13 protein-coding genes are annotated in these 16,695 nt (G+C 73.6%); 7 read left to right on the top strand and 6 right to left on the bottom strand.

What is annotated here, in order from left to right:
- Positions 1-5: 5 nt before the first annotated feature.
- Both SGLAU_RS11190 and SGLAU_RS11185 read right to left on the bottom strand, forming a co-directional pair.
- Positions 6-626 (bottom strand): class F sortase, encoded by a 621-nt coding sequence (locus tag SGLAU_RS11190; protein ID WP_043500684.1) that lies wholly within the window; start codon positions 624-626, stop codon positions 6-8.
- A 122-nt stretch (positions 627-748) separates the two neighbouring features.
- Positions 749-1,267 (bottom strand): hypothetical protein, encoded by a 519-nt coding sequence (locus SGLAU_RS11185; RefSeq protein ID WP_043500683.1) that lies wholly within the window; start codon positions 1,265-1,267, stop codon positions 749-751.
- 299 nt (positions 1,268-1,566) lie between these two features.
- Between SGLAU_RS11185 and SGLAU_RS11180 the strand changes: the two genes are divergently transcribed.
- Entirely contained in the window at positions 1,567-2,148 is a 582-nt protein-coding gene (locus tag SGLAU_RS11180) for an NADPH-dependent FMN reductase (RefSeq protein ID WP_043500682.1), read from the top strand.
- A gap of 101 nt (positions 2,149-2,249) precedes the next feature.
- A complete protein-coding gene (locus SGLAU_RS11175; protein WP_244315194.1) occupies positions 2,250-2,690 on the top strand; it encodes a gamma-glutamylcyclotransferase family protein in 441 nt (146 codons plus the stop codon).
- A gap of 121 nt (positions 2,691-2,811) precedes the next feature.
- Here the strand turns inward: SGLAU_RS11175 and SGLAU_RS11170 are convergent, their stop codons facing one another.
- Both SGLAU_RS11170 and SGLAU_RS11165 read right to left on the bottom strand, forming a co-directional pair.
- Entirely contained in the window at positions 2,812-5,145 is a 2,334-nt protein-coding gene (locus SGLAU_RS11170; RefSeq protein ID WP_043500679.1) for a molybdopterin oxidoreductase family protein, read from the bottom strand.
- A gap of 112 nt (positions 5,146-5,257) precedes the next feature.
- Complete coding sequence (locus SGLAU_RS11165) at positions 5,258-5,935, bottom strand: vancomycin high temperature exclusion protein (RefSeq protein WP_078957679.1); 678 nt, start codon at positions 5,933-5,935, stop codon at positions 5,258-5,260.
- 135 nt (positions 5,936-6,070) lie between these two features.
- On the opposite strand from SGLAU_RS11165, the gene SGLAU_RS11160 reads away from it, so the two are divergent.
- The 5 genes from SGLAU_RS11160 (at position 6,071) to SGLAU_RS11140 (ending at position 12,973) form a co-directional block, all read left to right on the top strand.
- Complete coding sequence (locus SGLAU_RS11160; protein WP_043500678.1) at positions 6,071-6,838, top strand: sirohydrochlorin chelatase; 768 nt, start codon at positions 6,071-6,073, stop codon at positions 6,836-6,838.
- A gap of 93 nt (positions 6,839-6,931) precedes the next feature.
- The gene (locus SGLAU_RS11155) at positions 6,932-8,203 is read left to right on the top strand and encodes a deoxyguanosinetriphosphate triphosphohydrolase (protein ID WP_043500676.1); all 1,272 of its coding nucleotides are present in this window, start codon (positions 6,932-6,934) and stop codon (positions 8,201-8,203) included.
- A 104-nt stretch (positions 8,204-8,307) separates the two neighbouring features.
- Positions 8,308-9,573 carry an NAD(P)/FAD-dependent oxidoreductase gene (locus SGLAU_RS11150; protein WP_043500674.1) on the top strand — a complete coding sequence of 422 codons (1,266 nt, stop codon included), beginning with the start codon at positions 8,308-8,310 and terminating at the stop codon, positions 9,571-9,573.
- Between the two features lie 139 nt (positions 9,574-9,712).
- Positions 9,713-11,614 carry a DNA primase gene (dnaG, locus tag SGLAU_RS11145; RefSeq protein ID WP_043500672.1) on the top strand — a complete coding sequence of 634 codons (1,902 nt, stop codon included), beginning with the start codon at positions 9,713-9,715 and terminating at the stop codon, positions 11,612-11,614.
- 204 nt (positions 11,615-11,818) lie between these two features.
- Positions 11,819-12,973 carry an RNA polymerase sigma factor gene (locus SGLAU_RS11140; protein WP_043500669.1) on the top strand — a complete coding sequence of 385 codons (1,155 nt, stop codon included), beginning with the start codon at positions 11,819-11,821 and terminating at the stop codon, positions 12,971-12,973.
- 34 nt (positions 12,974-13,007) lie between these two features.
- On the opposite strand, the gene SGLAU_RS11135 is transcribed toward SGLAU_RS11140, so the two are convergent.
- Together SGLAU_RS11135 and SGLAU_RS11130 are read right to left on the bottom strand one after the other, a co-directional pair.
- Positions 13,008-14,936, bottom strand: coding sequence for an ABC transporter ATP-binding protein (locus tag SGLAU_RS11135; RefSeq protein WP_043500667.1), 1,929 nt, complete (start codon positions 14,934-14,936; stop codon positions 13,008-13,010).
- A complete protein-coding gene (locus tag SGLAU_RS11130; protein ID WP_043500663.1) occupies positions 14,936-16,669 on the bottom strand; it encodes an ABC transporter ATP-binding protein in 1,734 nt (577 codons plus the stop codon). Before SGLAU_RS11130 ends, SGLAU_RS11135 begins: the two co-directional genes overlap by 1 nt.
- Positions 16,670-16,695 lie beyond the last annotated feature (26 nt).

Raw genomic sequence — 16,695 nt, 5'->3', positions numbered from 1 at the left:
CGGGGTCAGCGGCTGCCCGTCAGATGGGCGAAGACGACCACGTTGCCCTGGTAGCCGGTGGCGCGCGAGTAGCCGCCGCCGCAGGTGATCACCCGCAGCTCGGGCCGGCGGGCCGGGCCGTAGACCTTCTCGTCGGGGAAGTCCTTCGCCTGGTACACCTCGACGGCGTTCACGGTGAACACGGCGACCGAGCCGTCCCGCCGGTCCACCTCGATCGTGCCGCCGCGCTTGAGGGCGCCGAGGCCGTAGAAGACGGCCGGCCCCTCGGCGTTGTCGACGTGCCCGGCGACGATCGCGGTGCCGCGCTCGCCGGGAGTGGTGCCCGCCTCGTACCAGCCCGCGAGATTGGGCTGCCCGGCCGGCGGCACCTCCAGGCTGCCGGTGGGGGTCAGGCCCAGGCCGGTCAGCGGGGCGTCCACCCGGATCGCCGGGATGCGGATGCGGTCGGGCGGTGACGGCGGCAGGGCCGGGGCGGCCGGACGTCCCGCGGCCGGGTCGGCGTGCGCCTCGGCGGCGGACGGCTGCGGCGGGGCGTGCGAGGCGGTGCCGTCGCGCAGCAGCCAGGCGCCCGCGCACAGGGCGACGGCGGTCACGGCCGCCATGGCGGTGTTGCCGTACCTGCGCATCGGGCCTCCCTGTGACCGAGGGGACGGGGCGGGGCCCCGAACCCCCTCCGGGCCGCGAGGGGCATCGGACCCGGAGGGGGAGGGGCGTGCGGTACCGGCGGACGGACAGCGGAGGGTGCCCGTCAGATCCCGTCGCCTCTCGCCCGGCGATGCAGGAGCCAGGTACCGCCCGCGGCGGCGACGGCGAGGGCCGCCACGCCGGCCGCGGTCTGCACGGGGTCGGGGCCCAGGGCGCCGCCGACCCCCGTCTTCACACTCCCCCGGGGATGCGCCGGCCGGGCCGCGGTCAGGGTGACCACCAGGTCGCCCCTGACCTCCCGGCCGTCCCCGGAGCACCGGGCGACGACCTCGTACGTTCCGGGGTGCGCGCTCGGCGGCACCCGGAACTGGCCGATGGCGTTGCCCTCGTGGGAGCTGGGCGCCAGCGTGAAGGGCCCGGCGCCGACGGCGCTGGCGTCGCCCGCGGCGGCGCCGTCGGCCCCGCACGCCGTCGTGTTCACGCTGACCGAACCGCCGGGCAGCACGGAGGACGGGTACACGTCCAGGGCGCCGGTGTCGCCGCCGTGCGCGGGCGCGGCGGTGGCTGCCGCGGCGGCGACGGCGAGCGCGGTACCGGCCAGCAGCCGGGCGATACGTCGCATCGGTGTTCCCCATCGATCGAGTGAGCGGTTCGGTCCCTGTTCTTCTCCGTTCCTCTCCGAGGTAAGTGGCAGCGGCGCGAGCCCGCTTCCTGAGTGACCGTCAGAAATACGGAGAACGGGTGCCGCGCCGCACCGCCCCTCTGTCGCTGTCCGTTCCGTCTGCCCAGGTCAGAGGCGTGTGAGGGGGTGTCACGGAAGAGGACCCGAAGGATGCGCGGGGAAGGTGTGAACGGGTGACCGGGGCAACCGGAGCGCCGGGACTTGACCTCGATCAAACTTGAGGTACGAGCCTGTGCGGCATGGAGAACACAGCCTTCGAGACACCTCTGCGCGTGACCGTCGTCATCGGCAGCAACCGCCACGGCCGCTTCGGGCCCGTCGTCGCCGACTGGCTGCTGGAGCGGCTCCGGGAACGGGACGAGCTGGTCGTGGACGTCGTCGACGTCGCCGAGGTCACGCTGCCCACCACCATGGAGCGCACCGCGCAGGCCACCGGCCCGGTCGGCGCCAAGCTGGCGGCGGCGGACGCGTTCGTCGTCCTCACCCCCGAGTACAACCACTCCTTCCCCGCCGCCCTGAAGAACCTCATCGACTGGCACTTCACCGAGTGGCAGGCCAAACCCGTCGCCCTGGTCTCCTACGGCGGCATCTCCGGCGGCCTGCGCGCGACGGAACACCTCCGCCAGGTCTTCGCCGAACTGCACGCCGTCACCGTCCGCGACACGGTCTCCTTCCACAACGCCGCCGCGTCCTTCACCCCGGAGGGCCGCCCGAAGGACCCGTCCGGCCCGGACGCGGCGGCGAAGACGATGCTGGACCAGCTGACCTGGTGGGCCCGCGCTCTGAAGGAGGCCAAGGAGCGCCGCCCGTACGGTGCTTAGGCCCCGTACGGGGCTCGGCGCACGCCCGCCGTGCGCCGGGCCGCGGGCATGCCGGGGGCCGGGCGGAGACGTGCGGGTGCGCGGGGGACAGAATCGCTTCCGTGAGTTCCGTGCGGTCCCCCTCCCCCCTGCCCTTCTTCGTCTACGGCACCCTCCGCCCCGGCGAACCCAACCACGACCTCCTGCTGCGCGGCCGCACCCGCGCCGAGGAGCCCGGCCGGCTCCCCGGCGCCGTCCTCTACGACGGCCCCGGCTATCCGTACGCCGTCGACGAGCCCGGCGGCTCGGTGCGCGGCGATCTGGTCACCCCGCTGCCCGAGGCGTACGGCGAACTGCTGCTCGCCCTCGACCGGCTGGAGGAGTGCGAGACGCCCGGCGACCCCCGCAACCTCTACGAGCGGGTCGCCCGCGATGTCGTCCGCACCGCCGACGGGGCGGTCCGGCGGGCCTGGGTGTACCTGGCCGCGCCGCCCGTCGCCGCCCGCCTGCGCGCACGGGGCACCCGCATCGAGGGCGGGGACTGGCGGGCACGCCGGTCCTGACGCCCGGCTCGTCCCCGTGCCCGGCACCGCGCTCCGCGCACGTCACGGCGACGCGGCGGCCTCCCGTCCGGGCGGGCGGGCCTCCTCGGCGGGTGGTGTGCTCCCGCGCCCGGGAGACGGGTCAGTCCTGTGCCGCCCCGGCCGGGGGCACCGCCTCCACCCGGACCGCGCACGCCTTGAACTCCGGCATCCGCGAGGTGGGGTCCAGCGCCGGGTTGGTGAGGGTGTTGGCGCGGCCCTCGCCCGGCCAGTGGAACGGCATGAACACGGTGTCGGGGCGGATGGCGCGGGTGATCCGGGCCGGTGCCACGGCCCGCCCGCGCCGCGAGACCACGGCCACCGGGTCGCCCTCGGCGGCGCCCAGCCGGGCCGCGAGCCGCGGGTGCAGCTCGACGAACGGGCCCGGCGCGGCGGCGTTCAGCTCGTCGACCCGCCGGGTCTGCGCGCCGGACTGGTACTGGGCGACCACGCGGCCGGTGGTCAGCAGCACCGGGTACTCGTCGTCGGGCTCCTCGGCGGCCGCCCGGTGCGCCACGGGCACGAACCGGGCCCGCCCGTCCGGGGTGGCGAACCGGTCGAGGAACAGCCGCGGTGTACCGGGGTGCGCCTCCTCCACCCCGCCCTCCCGGTTCGCGGCCTGCGCCACCGCGGTTTCCCGCGTCTCGCCCTTCCGGTTCCCGTCCGCCGCCACGCCGCCCTCCCGGTTCCCGGCCGTTGCCACCCCGGCCTCGCGCGTCCCGCCCTGCGGCACCCCGCCCTCCCGCACCCCGTCCCCCCGCGCCGGTCCCCGCGGCGTCACGGTCGGCGGGCCGTCCCCGGAGTGGGGGCCGGGCACCGGGTCCGCGGGCCGCGGTGCCGGGCACGGCCAGAACACCCCGTTCTCCTTCGCGAGCCTGCGGTAGGTGATGCCGGAGTAGTCGGCGGGCCCGCCCGCGCTGGCCCGGCGCAGCTCCTCGAAGACCTCCTCGGGGTCGGTCGGGAAGCCCTTCTCCACTCCCAGCCGCGCGGCCAGTTCGTGCATGACCTCCAGGTCGCTGCGGACACCCTCGGGCGGCGTGACGGCCTGCCGCCGCAGCAGCACCCGCCCCTCCAGGTTGGTCGTCGTGCCGGTCTCCTCGGCCCACTGCGTCACCGGCAGCACCACGTCCGCGAGTTCCGCCGTCTCCGACAGCACGACGTCGCAGACCGCCAGGAAGTCCAGCGATCCGATCCGCTCCTCGACGTGCGCGGCGCGCGGCGCCGACACCACCGGGTTGGAGCCCATCAGCAGCAGCGCCCGGATGTCCGTGCCGAGCGCGTCCAGCAGCTCGTAGGCGCTGCGCCCCGGCCCGGGCAGCGAGTCCGGGTCGACGCCCCACACCTCCGCCACGTGGCGGCGCGCGGCCGGGTCGTCAAGCTTGCGGTAGCCCGGCAGCTGGTCGGCCTTCTGGCCGTGCTCGCGCCCGCCCTGCCCGTTGCCCTGCCCGGTGAGGCAGCCGTACCCGCTGTGCGGCCGTCCCGCCCGGCCGGTGGCCAGGCACAGGTTGATCCAGGCGCCGACCGTGTCGGTGCCCTTGGACTGCTGCTCGGGCCCGCGCGCGGTGAGCACCATGGCGGTCTCCGGATCGCAGAACATCCGCACCGCCTCGCGCAGTTGCGGCACCGGCACCCCGGTGATCCGTTCCACGTACTCCGGCCAGTGCGCCATGGCCGCGGCCCGCGCGTCCTCCCAGCCGGTGGTCCGCTCGGCGATGTACGCCTCGTCGGTGCGGCCCTCGGCGACGACCAGGTGCAGCAGGCCCAGCGCCAGCGCCAGGTCGGTGCCCGGGCGGGGCGCGAGGTGCAGATCGGCCTGCTCGGCGGTCTTGGTGCGGCGCGGGTCGACGACGATCAGCGTGCCGCCGTTCTCCCTCAGCTCGGTGAGGAAGCGCAGCGACGGCGGCATGGTCTCGGCGAGGTTGGAGCCGACGAGGATGACGCAGCCGCTCTTCGGGATGTCCTCCAGCGGGAAGGGCAGCCCGCGGTCGAGCCCGAAGGCCCGTGTCCCGGCCGCCGCGGCGGACGACATGCAGAACCGGCCGTTGTAGTCGATCTGCGAGGTGCCGAGCGCGACCCGGGCGAACTTGCCGAGCGCGTACGCCTTCTCGTTGGTCAGCCCGCCCCCGCCGAACACGCCGAGCGCGTCCGCGCCGTGCTCGGCGCGGATCCGGCCGAGCGCACCGGCGATCCGGTCCAGGGCCTCGTCCCAGCCGGCGGGCACGAGCGCGCCGCCCTCCCGGACCAGCGGGGAGGTCAGGCGCACCCGCGACGAGAGCACCGCGGGCGCCGTGCGGCCCTTGCCGCACAGCGCTCCCCGGTTCACCGGGAAGTCGGCGCGTTCCAGCACCTCGACGCCCCCGTCCGGCGTGGGCGACAGGTTCATCCCGCACTGCAGGGCGCAGTACGGGCAGTGGGTGGGCGTCGGGGTGCTGTTCATGCCCTTCAGGGTGAATCGGCCGTGTTACGTGCCGGGACGGCTCCCTGTTACACGGCCGGGACGGTGACCTCCCCGCCGCCACCGGGCCACGGTGAGGAGTCCTCGCCGCAGGTCAGCGCCCGGCGGCCAGCGCGCGCCGCACTCCGGGCTCCTCGGGTCCGAGGAACCGCGGATCGGGTTCGAGGACCGCGTCCAGCGCCGCCTTGCCGCCGGCGAAGACCTCCCGCACCCCGCCGTAGTACCAGGTCGCGTCCCGCCGGGCGGGCACCCCGACGCCGTACGACGCCACCCCCGCCTCCCGGCACAGCGCGACCGCCCGCCGGATGTGGAAGTCCTGGCTGATCAGCACCGCCTCGTCCACCCCGAAGATCCGCTTGGCGCGGACGCAGGAGTCCCAGGTGTCGAAGCCCGCGTAGTCGCTGACGATCCGCGCGTCCGGGACGCCGTGCCGGGTGAGGTAGGCGCGCATCGCGTCCGGCTCGTCGTAGTCCTTCCGGCTGTTGTCGCCGGTCACCAGGACCACCTCGATCCGGCCCGTCCGGTACAGCTCGGCCGCCGCGTCGAGCCGGTGGGCGAGGTACGGGGACGGCGCGCCGTTCCACAGGCCGGCGCCGAAGACGACGGCGACCTCGGTGCGCGGCACGTCGGCGGTGGTGCGCAGCCGGTCGCCGGTCGAGACGTACAGCCAGGTCGACGGCAGCAGCGCGAGCACGCAGGCCGCCATCACGGCCTGCACCAGCCGCCGGCGGCCGGCCCGGGTACGCGGCGGACGAGGTCGTACGATCTTCATACGGAAAGGGACGGTCTGTGCGGCGCCCCGGTTGCGTCCCCCTCACACCCCGCCCGCCCCCCGCCGTGAACCCACGGAAAACGCCCGTGACCCTCACGCAACGGGCCGGCAACGTCCTCCCGGCACCCTCGGAGCATGGACAGCCAGCGCAGCCACCGCCCCGGACCCCCCGCGCTCGTCGTCGTGGCCCACGGCAGCCGCGACCCGCGCGCCCTCGCCACGGTCCGCGCCCTCCTCGACCGCGTCCGCGCCCTGCGCCCCGGCCTGCCGGTCCACCTCGGCCACATCGAACTGAACCAGCCCCTGCTGCCCGGCACCCTCGCCGCCCTCGGAGACCGCGAGGCCGTCCTCGTCCCGCTCCTCCTCAGCCGCGGCTACCACGTCAAGCAGGACATCCCCGCGATGGCCGCCGCCGCCCCGGCCCGCACCCGCCTGGCCGCCCCGCTCGGACCGCACCCCCTCCTCGTCGACACCCTCCACACCCGCCTGACGGAGGCCGGCTGGCGTCCCCCGGCGACGGACGCCGAACGCCGCGCCACCGCCGTGATCCTCGCCGCCGCGGGCTCCCGCGACCCCGACTCGGCGACGGACACCGGCCGCACGGCCGCACTCCTCGCCGCCCGCCTCGGCGTCCCGGTGCTCCCCGCCTACGCCTGCGCCGCGACCCCGACGGTGGACGCGGCCGTCCGCTCCCTGCGGGCCCGCGGCCGCCACCGCATCGCCGTCGCCTCCTGCTTCACGGCCCCCGGCCGCTTCGCGACGGAGTGCGCGCAGGCCGCCCCGGGCATCGCCGCCGACCCCCTGGGCGCCCACCCGCTGATGGCCGAACTCCTCCTGCACCGCTACGAAGAGGCGAGGGCGACCCGGCGGGCGACGGAGCCGGCGCTCGCCGCGACTCGCTGAGGGCCGCGGGGAACCGCACGGCCGCAGCCGGAAACAGCCCGTGCCCGCGGGCGAACACCGGCCCGCCGCCGCCCCAGCGCTTACTGTCGACACATGGAAGGCACCACACCCCCCGGTTACGACCCGACGTCAGTCGCCCGCTGGGCCCCGGAACCGGACAAACGCCCCGGCCGCACCGCCTTCCAGCGCGACCGCGCCCGCATCCTCCACTCGTCGGCCCTCAGGAGACTCGCCGGCAAGACCCAGGTGGTCACCCCCGGCACCACCCACCAGGCCTGGGACCCCAGCCCCCGCACCCGCCTCACCCACTCCCTGGAGTGCGCCCAGGTCGGCCGCGAACTCGGCGCGGCCCTCGGCTGCGACCCCGACCTCGTCGAGGCCGCCTGCCTCGCCCACGACCTCGGCCATCCCCCCTTCGGCCACAACGGAGAGAAGGCGCTGGACGAGTTGGCCGGGGACTGCGGCGGCTTCGAGGGCAACGCCCAGTCGCTGCGGCTGCTCACCCGCATCGAGCCCAAGCGGTTCACCCCGGAGGGCTCCGTCGGCCTCAACCTCACCCGCGCCACCCTGGACGCCGCCACGAAGTACCCGTGGCCGCGCGGCGCCCACCCCACCGACCCGCACTCGCGCAAGTTCGGCGTCTACGAGGACGACCGCCCCGTGTTCGACTGGGTCCGCCGGGACGCCCCCGGCACCCGCACCTGCTTCGAGGCACAGGTCATGGACTGGGCGGACGACGTGGCGTACTCGGTGCACGACGTCGAGGACGGACTGCACGCCGGGCACATCGACCCCAACTGCCTGCACGCCGAGCCGGAACGCCAGGAGATCTTCCGGGTCGCCATCGGCCGCTACGTCCCCGCGGGCACCGACCCCGCCGAACTCGCCGCCGCCCTGGACCGCCTCCAGGACGCGCAGTGGTGGCCGCACGGGTACGACGGCTCGGCCGTCGCACAGGCCCGCCTGAAGGACGCCACCAGCCAGCTCATCGGCCGCTTCTGCCTCGCCGCGGAGAGCGCCACGCGCGCGGCCCACGGGGGCGGCCGGCTCACCCGATACGGCGCCGAGCTGGTCGTACCGCGCGAGACCCGCATGGAGTGCGCGGTGCTGAAGGCGGTCGCCGACCGCTACGTCATGCAGCGCGCCGAGCAGACCCGGCTCCGCGCCGACCAGCGGATCGTCGTCGCCGAACTCGCCGAGGCGCTGACCGCCCGCGCCCCGGACGGCCTGGACCCGCAGTTCCGCGCGCTGTTCGACGCGGCCCCCGACGACCGGGCCCGCAAACGGGTGATCGTCGACCAGATCGCCTCCCTCACCGACGCCTCGGCCCGCTCGCTGCACGCGAGACTCACGGGACGGATGTGACACCGATGTGACCGTGCGTGGCCTGATCGGGTCACCCCCTCTTCCCCCCTCACGCTCCGTGCGGGAGGCTCGCACCTGGCGGAACAGTGACGAGGAGGCAACAAGTGGTCGACGCGGATCAGACATTCGTCATCGTCGGAGGAGGACTCGCCGGGGCGAAGGCGGCCGAGACGCTCCGCGCGGAGGGCTTCAGCGGGCGGGTGATACTGATCTGCGACGAGCGCGACCACCCGTACGAGCGCCCGGCGCTGTCCAAGGGCTTCCTGCTCGGCAAGGAGGAACGCGACAGCGTCTTCGTGCACGAACCCGCCTGGTACGCGCGGCACGACATCGAGCTGCACCTCGGCCAGACCGTGGACGCCGTCGACCGCGCCGCGAAGACGGTCCGCTTCGGCGAGGACGGCACGGTCGTCCGCTACGACAAGCTGCTGCTGGCCACCGGCGCCGAACCGCGCCGCCTGGACGTCCCGGGCACCGACCTGGCCGGCGTGCACCACCTGCGGCGCCTCGCCCACGCCGAACGCCTCAAGGGCGTCCTGACCCACCTGGGCCGGGACAACGGCCACCTGGTGATCGCCGGCACCGGCTGGATCGGCCTGGAGGTCGCGGCGGCGGCCCGCGAGTACGGCGCCGAGGTGACCGTGGTGGGGCCGGACCCGACCCCGCTGCACGGGGTGCTCGGCCCCGAGCTGGGCCAGCTCTTCGCCGAGCTGCACCGCGAGCACGGGGTGCGCTTCCACTTCGGCGTCCGGCTCACCGAGATCGTCGGGCAGGACGGCGTGGTCCTCGCGGCCCGCACGGACGACGGCGAGGAGCACCCGGCGCACGACGTGCTCGCCGCGATCGGCGCCGCGCCGCGGACCGCGCTCGCGGAGGCGGCGGGGCTGGAGATCGCGGACCGCGCGCACGGCGGGGGCATCGTGGTCGACGAGCGGCTGCGCACGTCCGACCCCGACATCTACGCGGCCGGCGACGTCGCCGCCTTCCCGCACGCCCTCTTCGGCCTCCGGATGCGGGTCGAGCACTGGGCGAACGCGCTGAACGGCGGCCCGGCGGCGGCGCGGGCGATGCTGGGGCAGGACGTCGTCCACGACCGGGTGCCGTACTTCTTCACCGACCAGTACGACCTCGGCATGGAGTACTCCGGGTGGGCCCCGCCCGGGTCGTACGACCAGGTGGTGATCCGGGGGGACGCGGGCAAGCGGGAGTTCATCGCGTTCTGGGTGCGGGAGGGGCGGGTGCTGGCCGGGATGAACGTGAACGTGTGGGACGTCACAGAGCACATCCAGCGGCTGATCCGGTCCAGGGCCCGGGTGGACGTGGAGGCCCTGTCGTCCCCGCACGTGCCGCTGGAGAGCCTGGGCGCCTGAGGCCTGTCGTTCGGGGCAGGCCGGCTGTGAGGTGCGGCGCCTCCGGCCGACCCCGCGGGGCCGGGATGATCCGAACGACGGGCCCCCGGCCGCCCGCCGCGGCCCCGGGCATGCCCGCGCCGCCCCGTAGAATTCACGCGTGGCTGGACGGATCAACGACGAGGACGTGAAGGCGGTACGGGACGCGGTCCCGATCGACGCCGTCGTGTCCGAGTACCTCCAGCTGCGCAACGCGGGCGGCGGCAACCTCAAGGGGCTGTGCCCGTTCCACGACGAGAAGTCGCCGTCCTTCCAGGTCAGCCCGAGCAAGGGACTCTTCCACTGCTTCGGCTGCCAGGAGGGCGGCGACACCATCACCTTCGTGATGAAGGTCGACCACCTCTCCTTCTCGGAGGCGGTCGAGCGGCTGGCCGCCCAGGCCGGCATCACGCTGCGCTACGAGGAGGGCGGCTACAACCCCGCCCACCAGCGCGGCGAACGCATCCGCCTGGTCGAGGCCCACAAGATCGCCGCGGAGTGGTACGCGGAACAGCTCGCGACCTCCCCCGAGGCCGAGACCGGCCGGATCTTCCTCGCCGAGCGCGGCTTCGACCAGGCCGCCGCCGTCCACTTCGGCGTCGGCTACAGCCCGCAGGGCTGGGACCACCTCACCCGCTACCTGCGCGGCAAGGGCTTCACCGACAAGGAACTGATCCTCTCCGGGCTCAGCCAGGAAGGCCGCCGCGGGCCCATCGACCGCTTCCGGGGCCGGCTCATGTGGCCGATCCGCGACATCGGCGGCGAGGTCGTCGGCTTCGGCGCCCGCAAGCTCTACGAGGCGGACAACGGGCCGAAGTACCTCAACACGCCCGAGACCGCGATCTACAAGAAGTCCCAGGTCCTCTACGGCATCGACCTGGCGAAGAAGGACATCGCCAAGTCGTCCCGCGCGGTCGTCGTCGAGGGCTACACGGACGTCATGGCCTGTCACCTCGCCGGGGTCACCACCGCCATCGCCACCTGCGGCACCGCCTTCGGCGGCGACCACATCAAGATCCTCAGACGGCTGCTGATGGACAACGGCTCGGCCCGCGTGATCTTCACCTTCGACGGGGACGCGGCCGGCCAGAAGGCGGCCCTGCGCGCCTTCGAGGACGACCAGAAGTTCGCCGCCGAGACGTACATCGCCATCGCCCCGGACGGCATGGACCCCTGCGACCTGCGGCTCGCCAAGGGCGACGAGGCGGTGGCCGACCTGGTCGAGCCGCGCACCCCGCTGTTCGAGTTCGCCCTGCGCCAGATCGTGCGCCGCTACGACCTGGACACCCCGGCCGGCCGGGCGGCGGCGCTGGACGAGGCCGCGCCGGTCGTCGCCCGCATCAAGAACAGCGGCGCCCAGCACGAGGTCGCCGTGCAGCTCGCCGGCATGCTCGGCATCCTCGACACCCAGTTCGTGGTCAAGCGGGTCGCCCAGCTGGCCCGGTGGGCGCGTGACCGGGGCGGCAAGGGGCCCGCCCCCGCCGGGCGCCCCCGGCAGCCGTACGAGGCCGCGCCGCGCCCGGCGGTGTCCGGCCCCGCCCTGACCCTGCGCAACCCGGTGTACGCGACGGAACGCGAGCTGCTGAAGCTCGCCCTCCAGCGCCCGGAGCTGGTCTGCCCGGCGTTCGACGCGTACGGCGTCGACGAGTTCACCGCCGCCCCCTACGCCGCCGTGCGGCAGGCGATCCTCGACGCGGGCGGCGTCGAGTACGGCGTCCGGGACCCGCAGGAGTACCTGGTCCGGGTCCGCGAGGCGGCCCCCGACGACACGGTCCGCGCCATGGTCACCGAGCTGGCCGTGGAGGCGATCATGCGCCGCACGGTCGACGAGGCGTACGCGGGCGAACAGCTCGTCTGGGTCCGGCGCCGCGCGGTCGACCGCCGCATCGAGGACGTCCAGTCCACCCTGACCCGTCTCGCCAACGGCGGCGACCCGGCCCAGCTGGCCGCCGTGCAGAACGAGCTGTGGGTCCTCCAGCAGTACGGCCAGGCGTTGCGGGAGCGCGGCGCGGCGGCCCTGTGAGCCGTCCCGGTCCGGCACGGTAACCACCCGGTCACGCACCGAACTCAAAAAGTGCACGCACGCCCCTCGTGGCGAGGATGTGTCTTCCCCCACACTGGGTGCGGTGCCTGAGTCCTCGGAGCGCGGCCGGCCCGTCCCCCCACGGGTCATCCACCGCCGCCGTTCCGCCACCTCAGCAGCGATTCCCCCCTGGAGGTCGCCCCCGTGCAGACCCAGACCCTCGTCCCTACCGACAGCCGCACCCCGGCGGAGCCGGACGCGGCACCGGACGTGCTGGCGGCCCTGCCGCCGCAGAGCCGTGCGGCGCACCACCCGGAGACACGGACGGAGACGCAGACGGAGACCGAACCGGAATCCGAGCCGCCCGACGCCGGGGCCGGCACCGAACCGGAGTTCGTCGAGCCCGGGCCCGTCGAGCCGCCGCCCGGCCGGGCCGTCGACACCAGCGGTCCCTCCTCCGACCTGTTCCGGCAGTACCTGCGCGAGATCGGCCGGGTGCCGCTGCTCACCGCCGCCGAGGAGGTGGAACTCGCCCGCCGGGTCGAGGCCGGCCTGTTCGCCGAGGAGAAGCTGCTCAACACCCCCGACCTGGACAGCCAGTTGGCGCTCGACCTGGACCGGCTCGTGGTCATGGGCCGGATGGCCAAGCGCCGGCTGATCGAGGCGAACCTGCGGCTGGTGGTGTCGGTCGCCAAGCGGTACGTCGGCCGCGGACTGACCATGCTCGACCTCGTGCAGGAGGGCAACCTGGGCCTCATCCGGGCCGTCGAGAAGTTCGACTACGCCCGCGGCTTCAAGTTCTCCACCTACGCCACCTGGTGGATCCGCCAGGCCATGTCCCGCGCCCTCGCCGACCAGGCCCGCACCATCCGGGTCCCGGTGCACGTCGTCGAGCTGATCAACCGGGTGGTGCGGGTGCAGCGCCGGATGCTCCAGGAGCGCGGCCACGAACCCACCCCCGAAGAGGTCGCCGCCCATCTCGACCTGCCGCCCGAGCGGGTGAGCGAGGTGCTGCGGCTCGCCCAGGAGCCCGTCTCCCTGCACGCCCCCGTCGGTGAGGAGGACGATGTCGCGCTGGGCGACCTGATAGAGGACGGCGACGCCGCCTCGCCCGTGGAGTCCGCCGCGTTCCTGCTGCTCAAGGAGCACCTGGAGGCGGTCCTGTCCACTCTCGGCGAGCGCGAGCGCAAGGTGGTCCAGCTCCGCTACGGGCTGGCCGACGGCCGCCCCCGCACCCTGGAGGAGATCGGGCGCATCTTCGGCGTGACCCGCGAGCGGATCCGCCAGATCGAGTCCAAGACCCTCAACAAACTCCGCGACCACGCCTTCGCCGAGCAGCTGCGGGGCTACCTGGACTGAGCGGGGGCCGCCGGCCGGCGGCCCCCCTCCGGTGTCAGTCCACCTCGGCCACGGCCTGTGCGAACTGCGCCTGGTACAGCCGCGCGTACGCCCCGCCCGCCGCCAGCAGTTCGGCGTGCGCGCCCTGTTCGACGATCGACCCGTTCTCCATCACCAGGATCGTGTCGGCGTCCCGGATGGTCGACAGCCGGTGCGCGATGACGAACGACGTCCGCCCGTGCGCCAGTTTGGCCATCGCCTTCTGGATCAGCACCTCGGTACGGGTGTCGACGGAGCTGGTCGCCTCGTCGAGCACCAGGATCACCGGGTCCGACAGGAACGCCCGCGCGATGGTGATGAGCTGCTTCTCGCCGGCGCTGACGCCCGAGCCCTCGTCGTCGATCACGGTGTCGTAGCCGTCCGGCAGGGTGCGGATGAACCGGTCGGCGTGGGCCGCCCGCGCCGCCTCCTCGATCTCGCCGCGGGTGACCTTCCGGGCCGCCCCGTAGGCGATGTTCTCCGCGATGGTGCCGCCGAACAGCCAGGTGTCCTGGAGCACCATGCCGATCCCGGCGCGCAGTTCGTCCCGGGACATCGTCGCGATGTCGACCCCGTCGAGTGTGATCCGCCCGCCGGACACCTCGTAGAACCGCATGAGCAGGTTCACCAGGGTGGTCTTGCCCGCGCCGGTCGGGCCGACGATCGCCACCGTCTGCCCCGGTTCCACGGCCAGCGTGAGGTCCTCGATCAGCGGCTTCTCCGGGTCGTAGCGGAAGGACACGCCCTCCAGCGCGACCCGCCCGCGCAGCTCCTGCGGCCGCACCGCGGGCACCGGGTCCGCCGACTGCTCCTCCGCGTCGAGGAGTTCGAAGATCCGCTCGGCCGACGCCACACCGGACTGCACCAGGTTCGCCATGGACGCGATCTGCGTCAGCGGCATCGAGAACTGCCGCGAGTACTGGATGAACGCCTGGACATCGCCGATCGACAGCGACCCCGAAGCGACCCGCAGCCCGCCGACGACCGCGACCAGCACGTAGTTCAGGTTGGACACGAACATCATCAGCGGCTGCATCACGCCGCTGTTGAACTGGGCCTTGAACCCGGCCTCGTACAGCGCCCGGTTCTGCTCGGCGAACTGCTGCGCCGACTCGTCCTGCCGCCCGAACACCTTCACCAGCGTGTGCCCGGTGTACATCTCCTCGATGTGCGCGTTGAGCGTGCCGGTGGAGCGCCACTGCTGCACGAAGTGCGGCTGCGACCGCTTGCCGACGTAGGTCGCCACGTACAGCGACAGCGGCACCGTCACCAGGGCGACCAGCGCGAGGATCCACGACACCCAGAACATCATCGCGAGCACGCCGATGATGGTCAGCAGCGAGTTGATGAGCTGGCCCATCGACTGCTGGAGGGTCTGCCCGATGTTGTCGATGTCGTTGGTGGCGCGGGACAGCACCTCGCCGCGCTGCCGCCGGTCGAAGTACGACAGCGGCAGCCGGGACAGCTTCGTCTGCACGTCCTCGCGCATCCGGTACATAGTCCGGTTCACCACCCGGTTCACCAGCCGGGTCGCCACCGCCATCAGCAGCCCGGCGACCGCGAACACGGCGAGCGCGAACAGCAGTACGTTCCCGACGGCGGCGAAGTCGATGCCCTCGCCGGGGGTGAAGTCGGTGGAGCGGAGCATGTCGGCGATGTCCCCGTCGCCGCGTTCCCGCATCGCCTGGAGGACTTCCTCCTTGGTGGCGCCCGGCTCCATCCCGCGGCCGACGATCCCCGCGAAGACCAGGTCGGTCGCCTCACCGAGGATCTTCGGGCCGGCCACCGACAGGCCGACGCTGATCACCACGCAGAGCAGGAGCACGCCGAGGGTGAACCGCTCCGGCCGGAACCGGGCGGCGAGCCGCCGGCCCGACCCCTTGAAGTCCAGCGAGCGGTGGTCCGGTCCGGTCCCGGCCATCATCCGCCCCATGGGCCCGGCCATCAGGCTGCCTCCGCTTCCGTCAGCTGGGAGAGCACGATCTCCCGGTAGGTCTCGTTGTCCGCCATCAGCTCGTGGTGCCGTCCGGTGCCGACCACCCGTCCCTCGTCGAGGACGACGATCCGGTCGGCGTCACGGATGGTGGCCACCCGCTGGGCGACGATCACCACGGTCGCGTCGGCGGTCTCCCGGGCGAGCGCGGCGCGCAGGGCCGCGTCGGTGGCGTAGTCGAGGGCGGAGAAGGAGTCGTCGAAGAGGTAGATCTCCGGGCGCTGGACCAGGGTGCGCGCGATGGCGAGCCGCTGGCGCTGGCCGCCGGAGACGTTGGTGCCGCCCTGCGCGATGGGGGAGTCGAGGCCGTTCTCCAGCCGCTCCACGAAGTCCCTGGCCTGCGCCACCTCCAGCGCGTGCCACAACTCCTCGTCGGTGGCGTCCGGGTTGCCGTAGCGCAGGTTGGTGGCGACCGTGCCCGCGAACAGGTACGGCTTCTGCGGGACCAGGCCGACGGTCCTCGCCAGCACCTTCGGATCGATGGTGCGCACGTCCTCGCCGTCCACCAGGACCGTTCCGTCGGTCGCGTCGAACAGCCGGGGCACGAGGCCCAGCAGGGTGGACTTGCCGCTGCCTGTCGAGCCGATCACCGCCGTGGTCTCGCCCGGCCGGGCGGTCAGGTCGATGGCCTTGAGCACCGGCTCCTCGGCACCGGGGTAGCGGAAGCCCGCCCCGCGGATCTCCAGGTGCCCGTGCCGTCGCAGCTTCGTCACCGGCGCCGCCGGCGGGACGACGCTGGAGGAGGTGTCGAGCACCTCCTGGATCCGCTCGGCGCAGACCTCCGCGCGCGGCACCATCATGAACATGAAGGTGGCCATCATCACGGACATCACGATCTGCATGAGGTAGGCGAGGAACGCGGTCAGGTCGCCGATCTGCATCCCGCCGCTGTCGATCCGGTGCGCGCCGAACCACACCACCGCGATGGACGACAGGTTCACCACCGTCATGACGATGGGGAACATCAGCGCCAGGAGGTTGCCGGTGGCCAGCGACATGTCGGTCAGCTCGGCGTTCGCCTTCCGGAACCGCTGCTGCTCGTACTCGTCGCGGACGAAGGCGCGGATCACCCGGTTGCCGGTGATCTGCTCGCGCAGCACCCGGTTGACCGTGTCCAGCCGCTCCTGCATGGTCCTGAACAGCGGCCGCAGCCGGCGCACGATGAGGGTCACCGCGATGCCGAGCACCGGCACGACGGCGACCAGCACCCCCGACAGCGGCACGTCGAGCCCCACGGCCAGCACGATGCCGCCCACGCACATGATCGGCGCGGACACCATCAGGGTGAACGTCATCAGGGCCAGCATCTGCACCTGCTGGACGTCGTTGGTGGTCCGTGTGATGAGGGAGGGCGCGCCGAAGTGGCCGACCTCCCGGGCGGAGAAGGACTGCACCCGGTCGAAGACGGCGGCCCGCACGTCCCGGCCGAGGGCCGCGGCCGTGCGCGCGCCGTAGTACACGGCACCGATGTTGCAGATCACCTGCGCCAGCGAGATGCCGATCATCAGGGCGCCGTAGGACAGGATGTAGCCGGTGTCCCCGAGCACGACGCCGTTGTCGATGATGTCCGCGTTCAGCGTCGGCAGATAGAGGGTCGCGCAGGTCTGCAGGAACTGGAGCAGCACCAGCAGGGCGATGGGTTTTCGATACGGCCTGAGGTAGGTCCGCAGGAGTCGTATGAGCACACTGGTCTCTCGGAGTCGGCGGGAGG

The organism is Streptomyces glaucescens, assembly GCF_000761215.1.
GTDB lineage: Bacteria > Actinomycetota > Actinomycetes > Streptomycetales > Streptomycetaceae > Streptomyces > Streptomyces glaucescens_B.
Note: the sequence above shows the minus strand (reverse complement) of the source record. Positions and strands in the feature narration are given on the sequence as shown.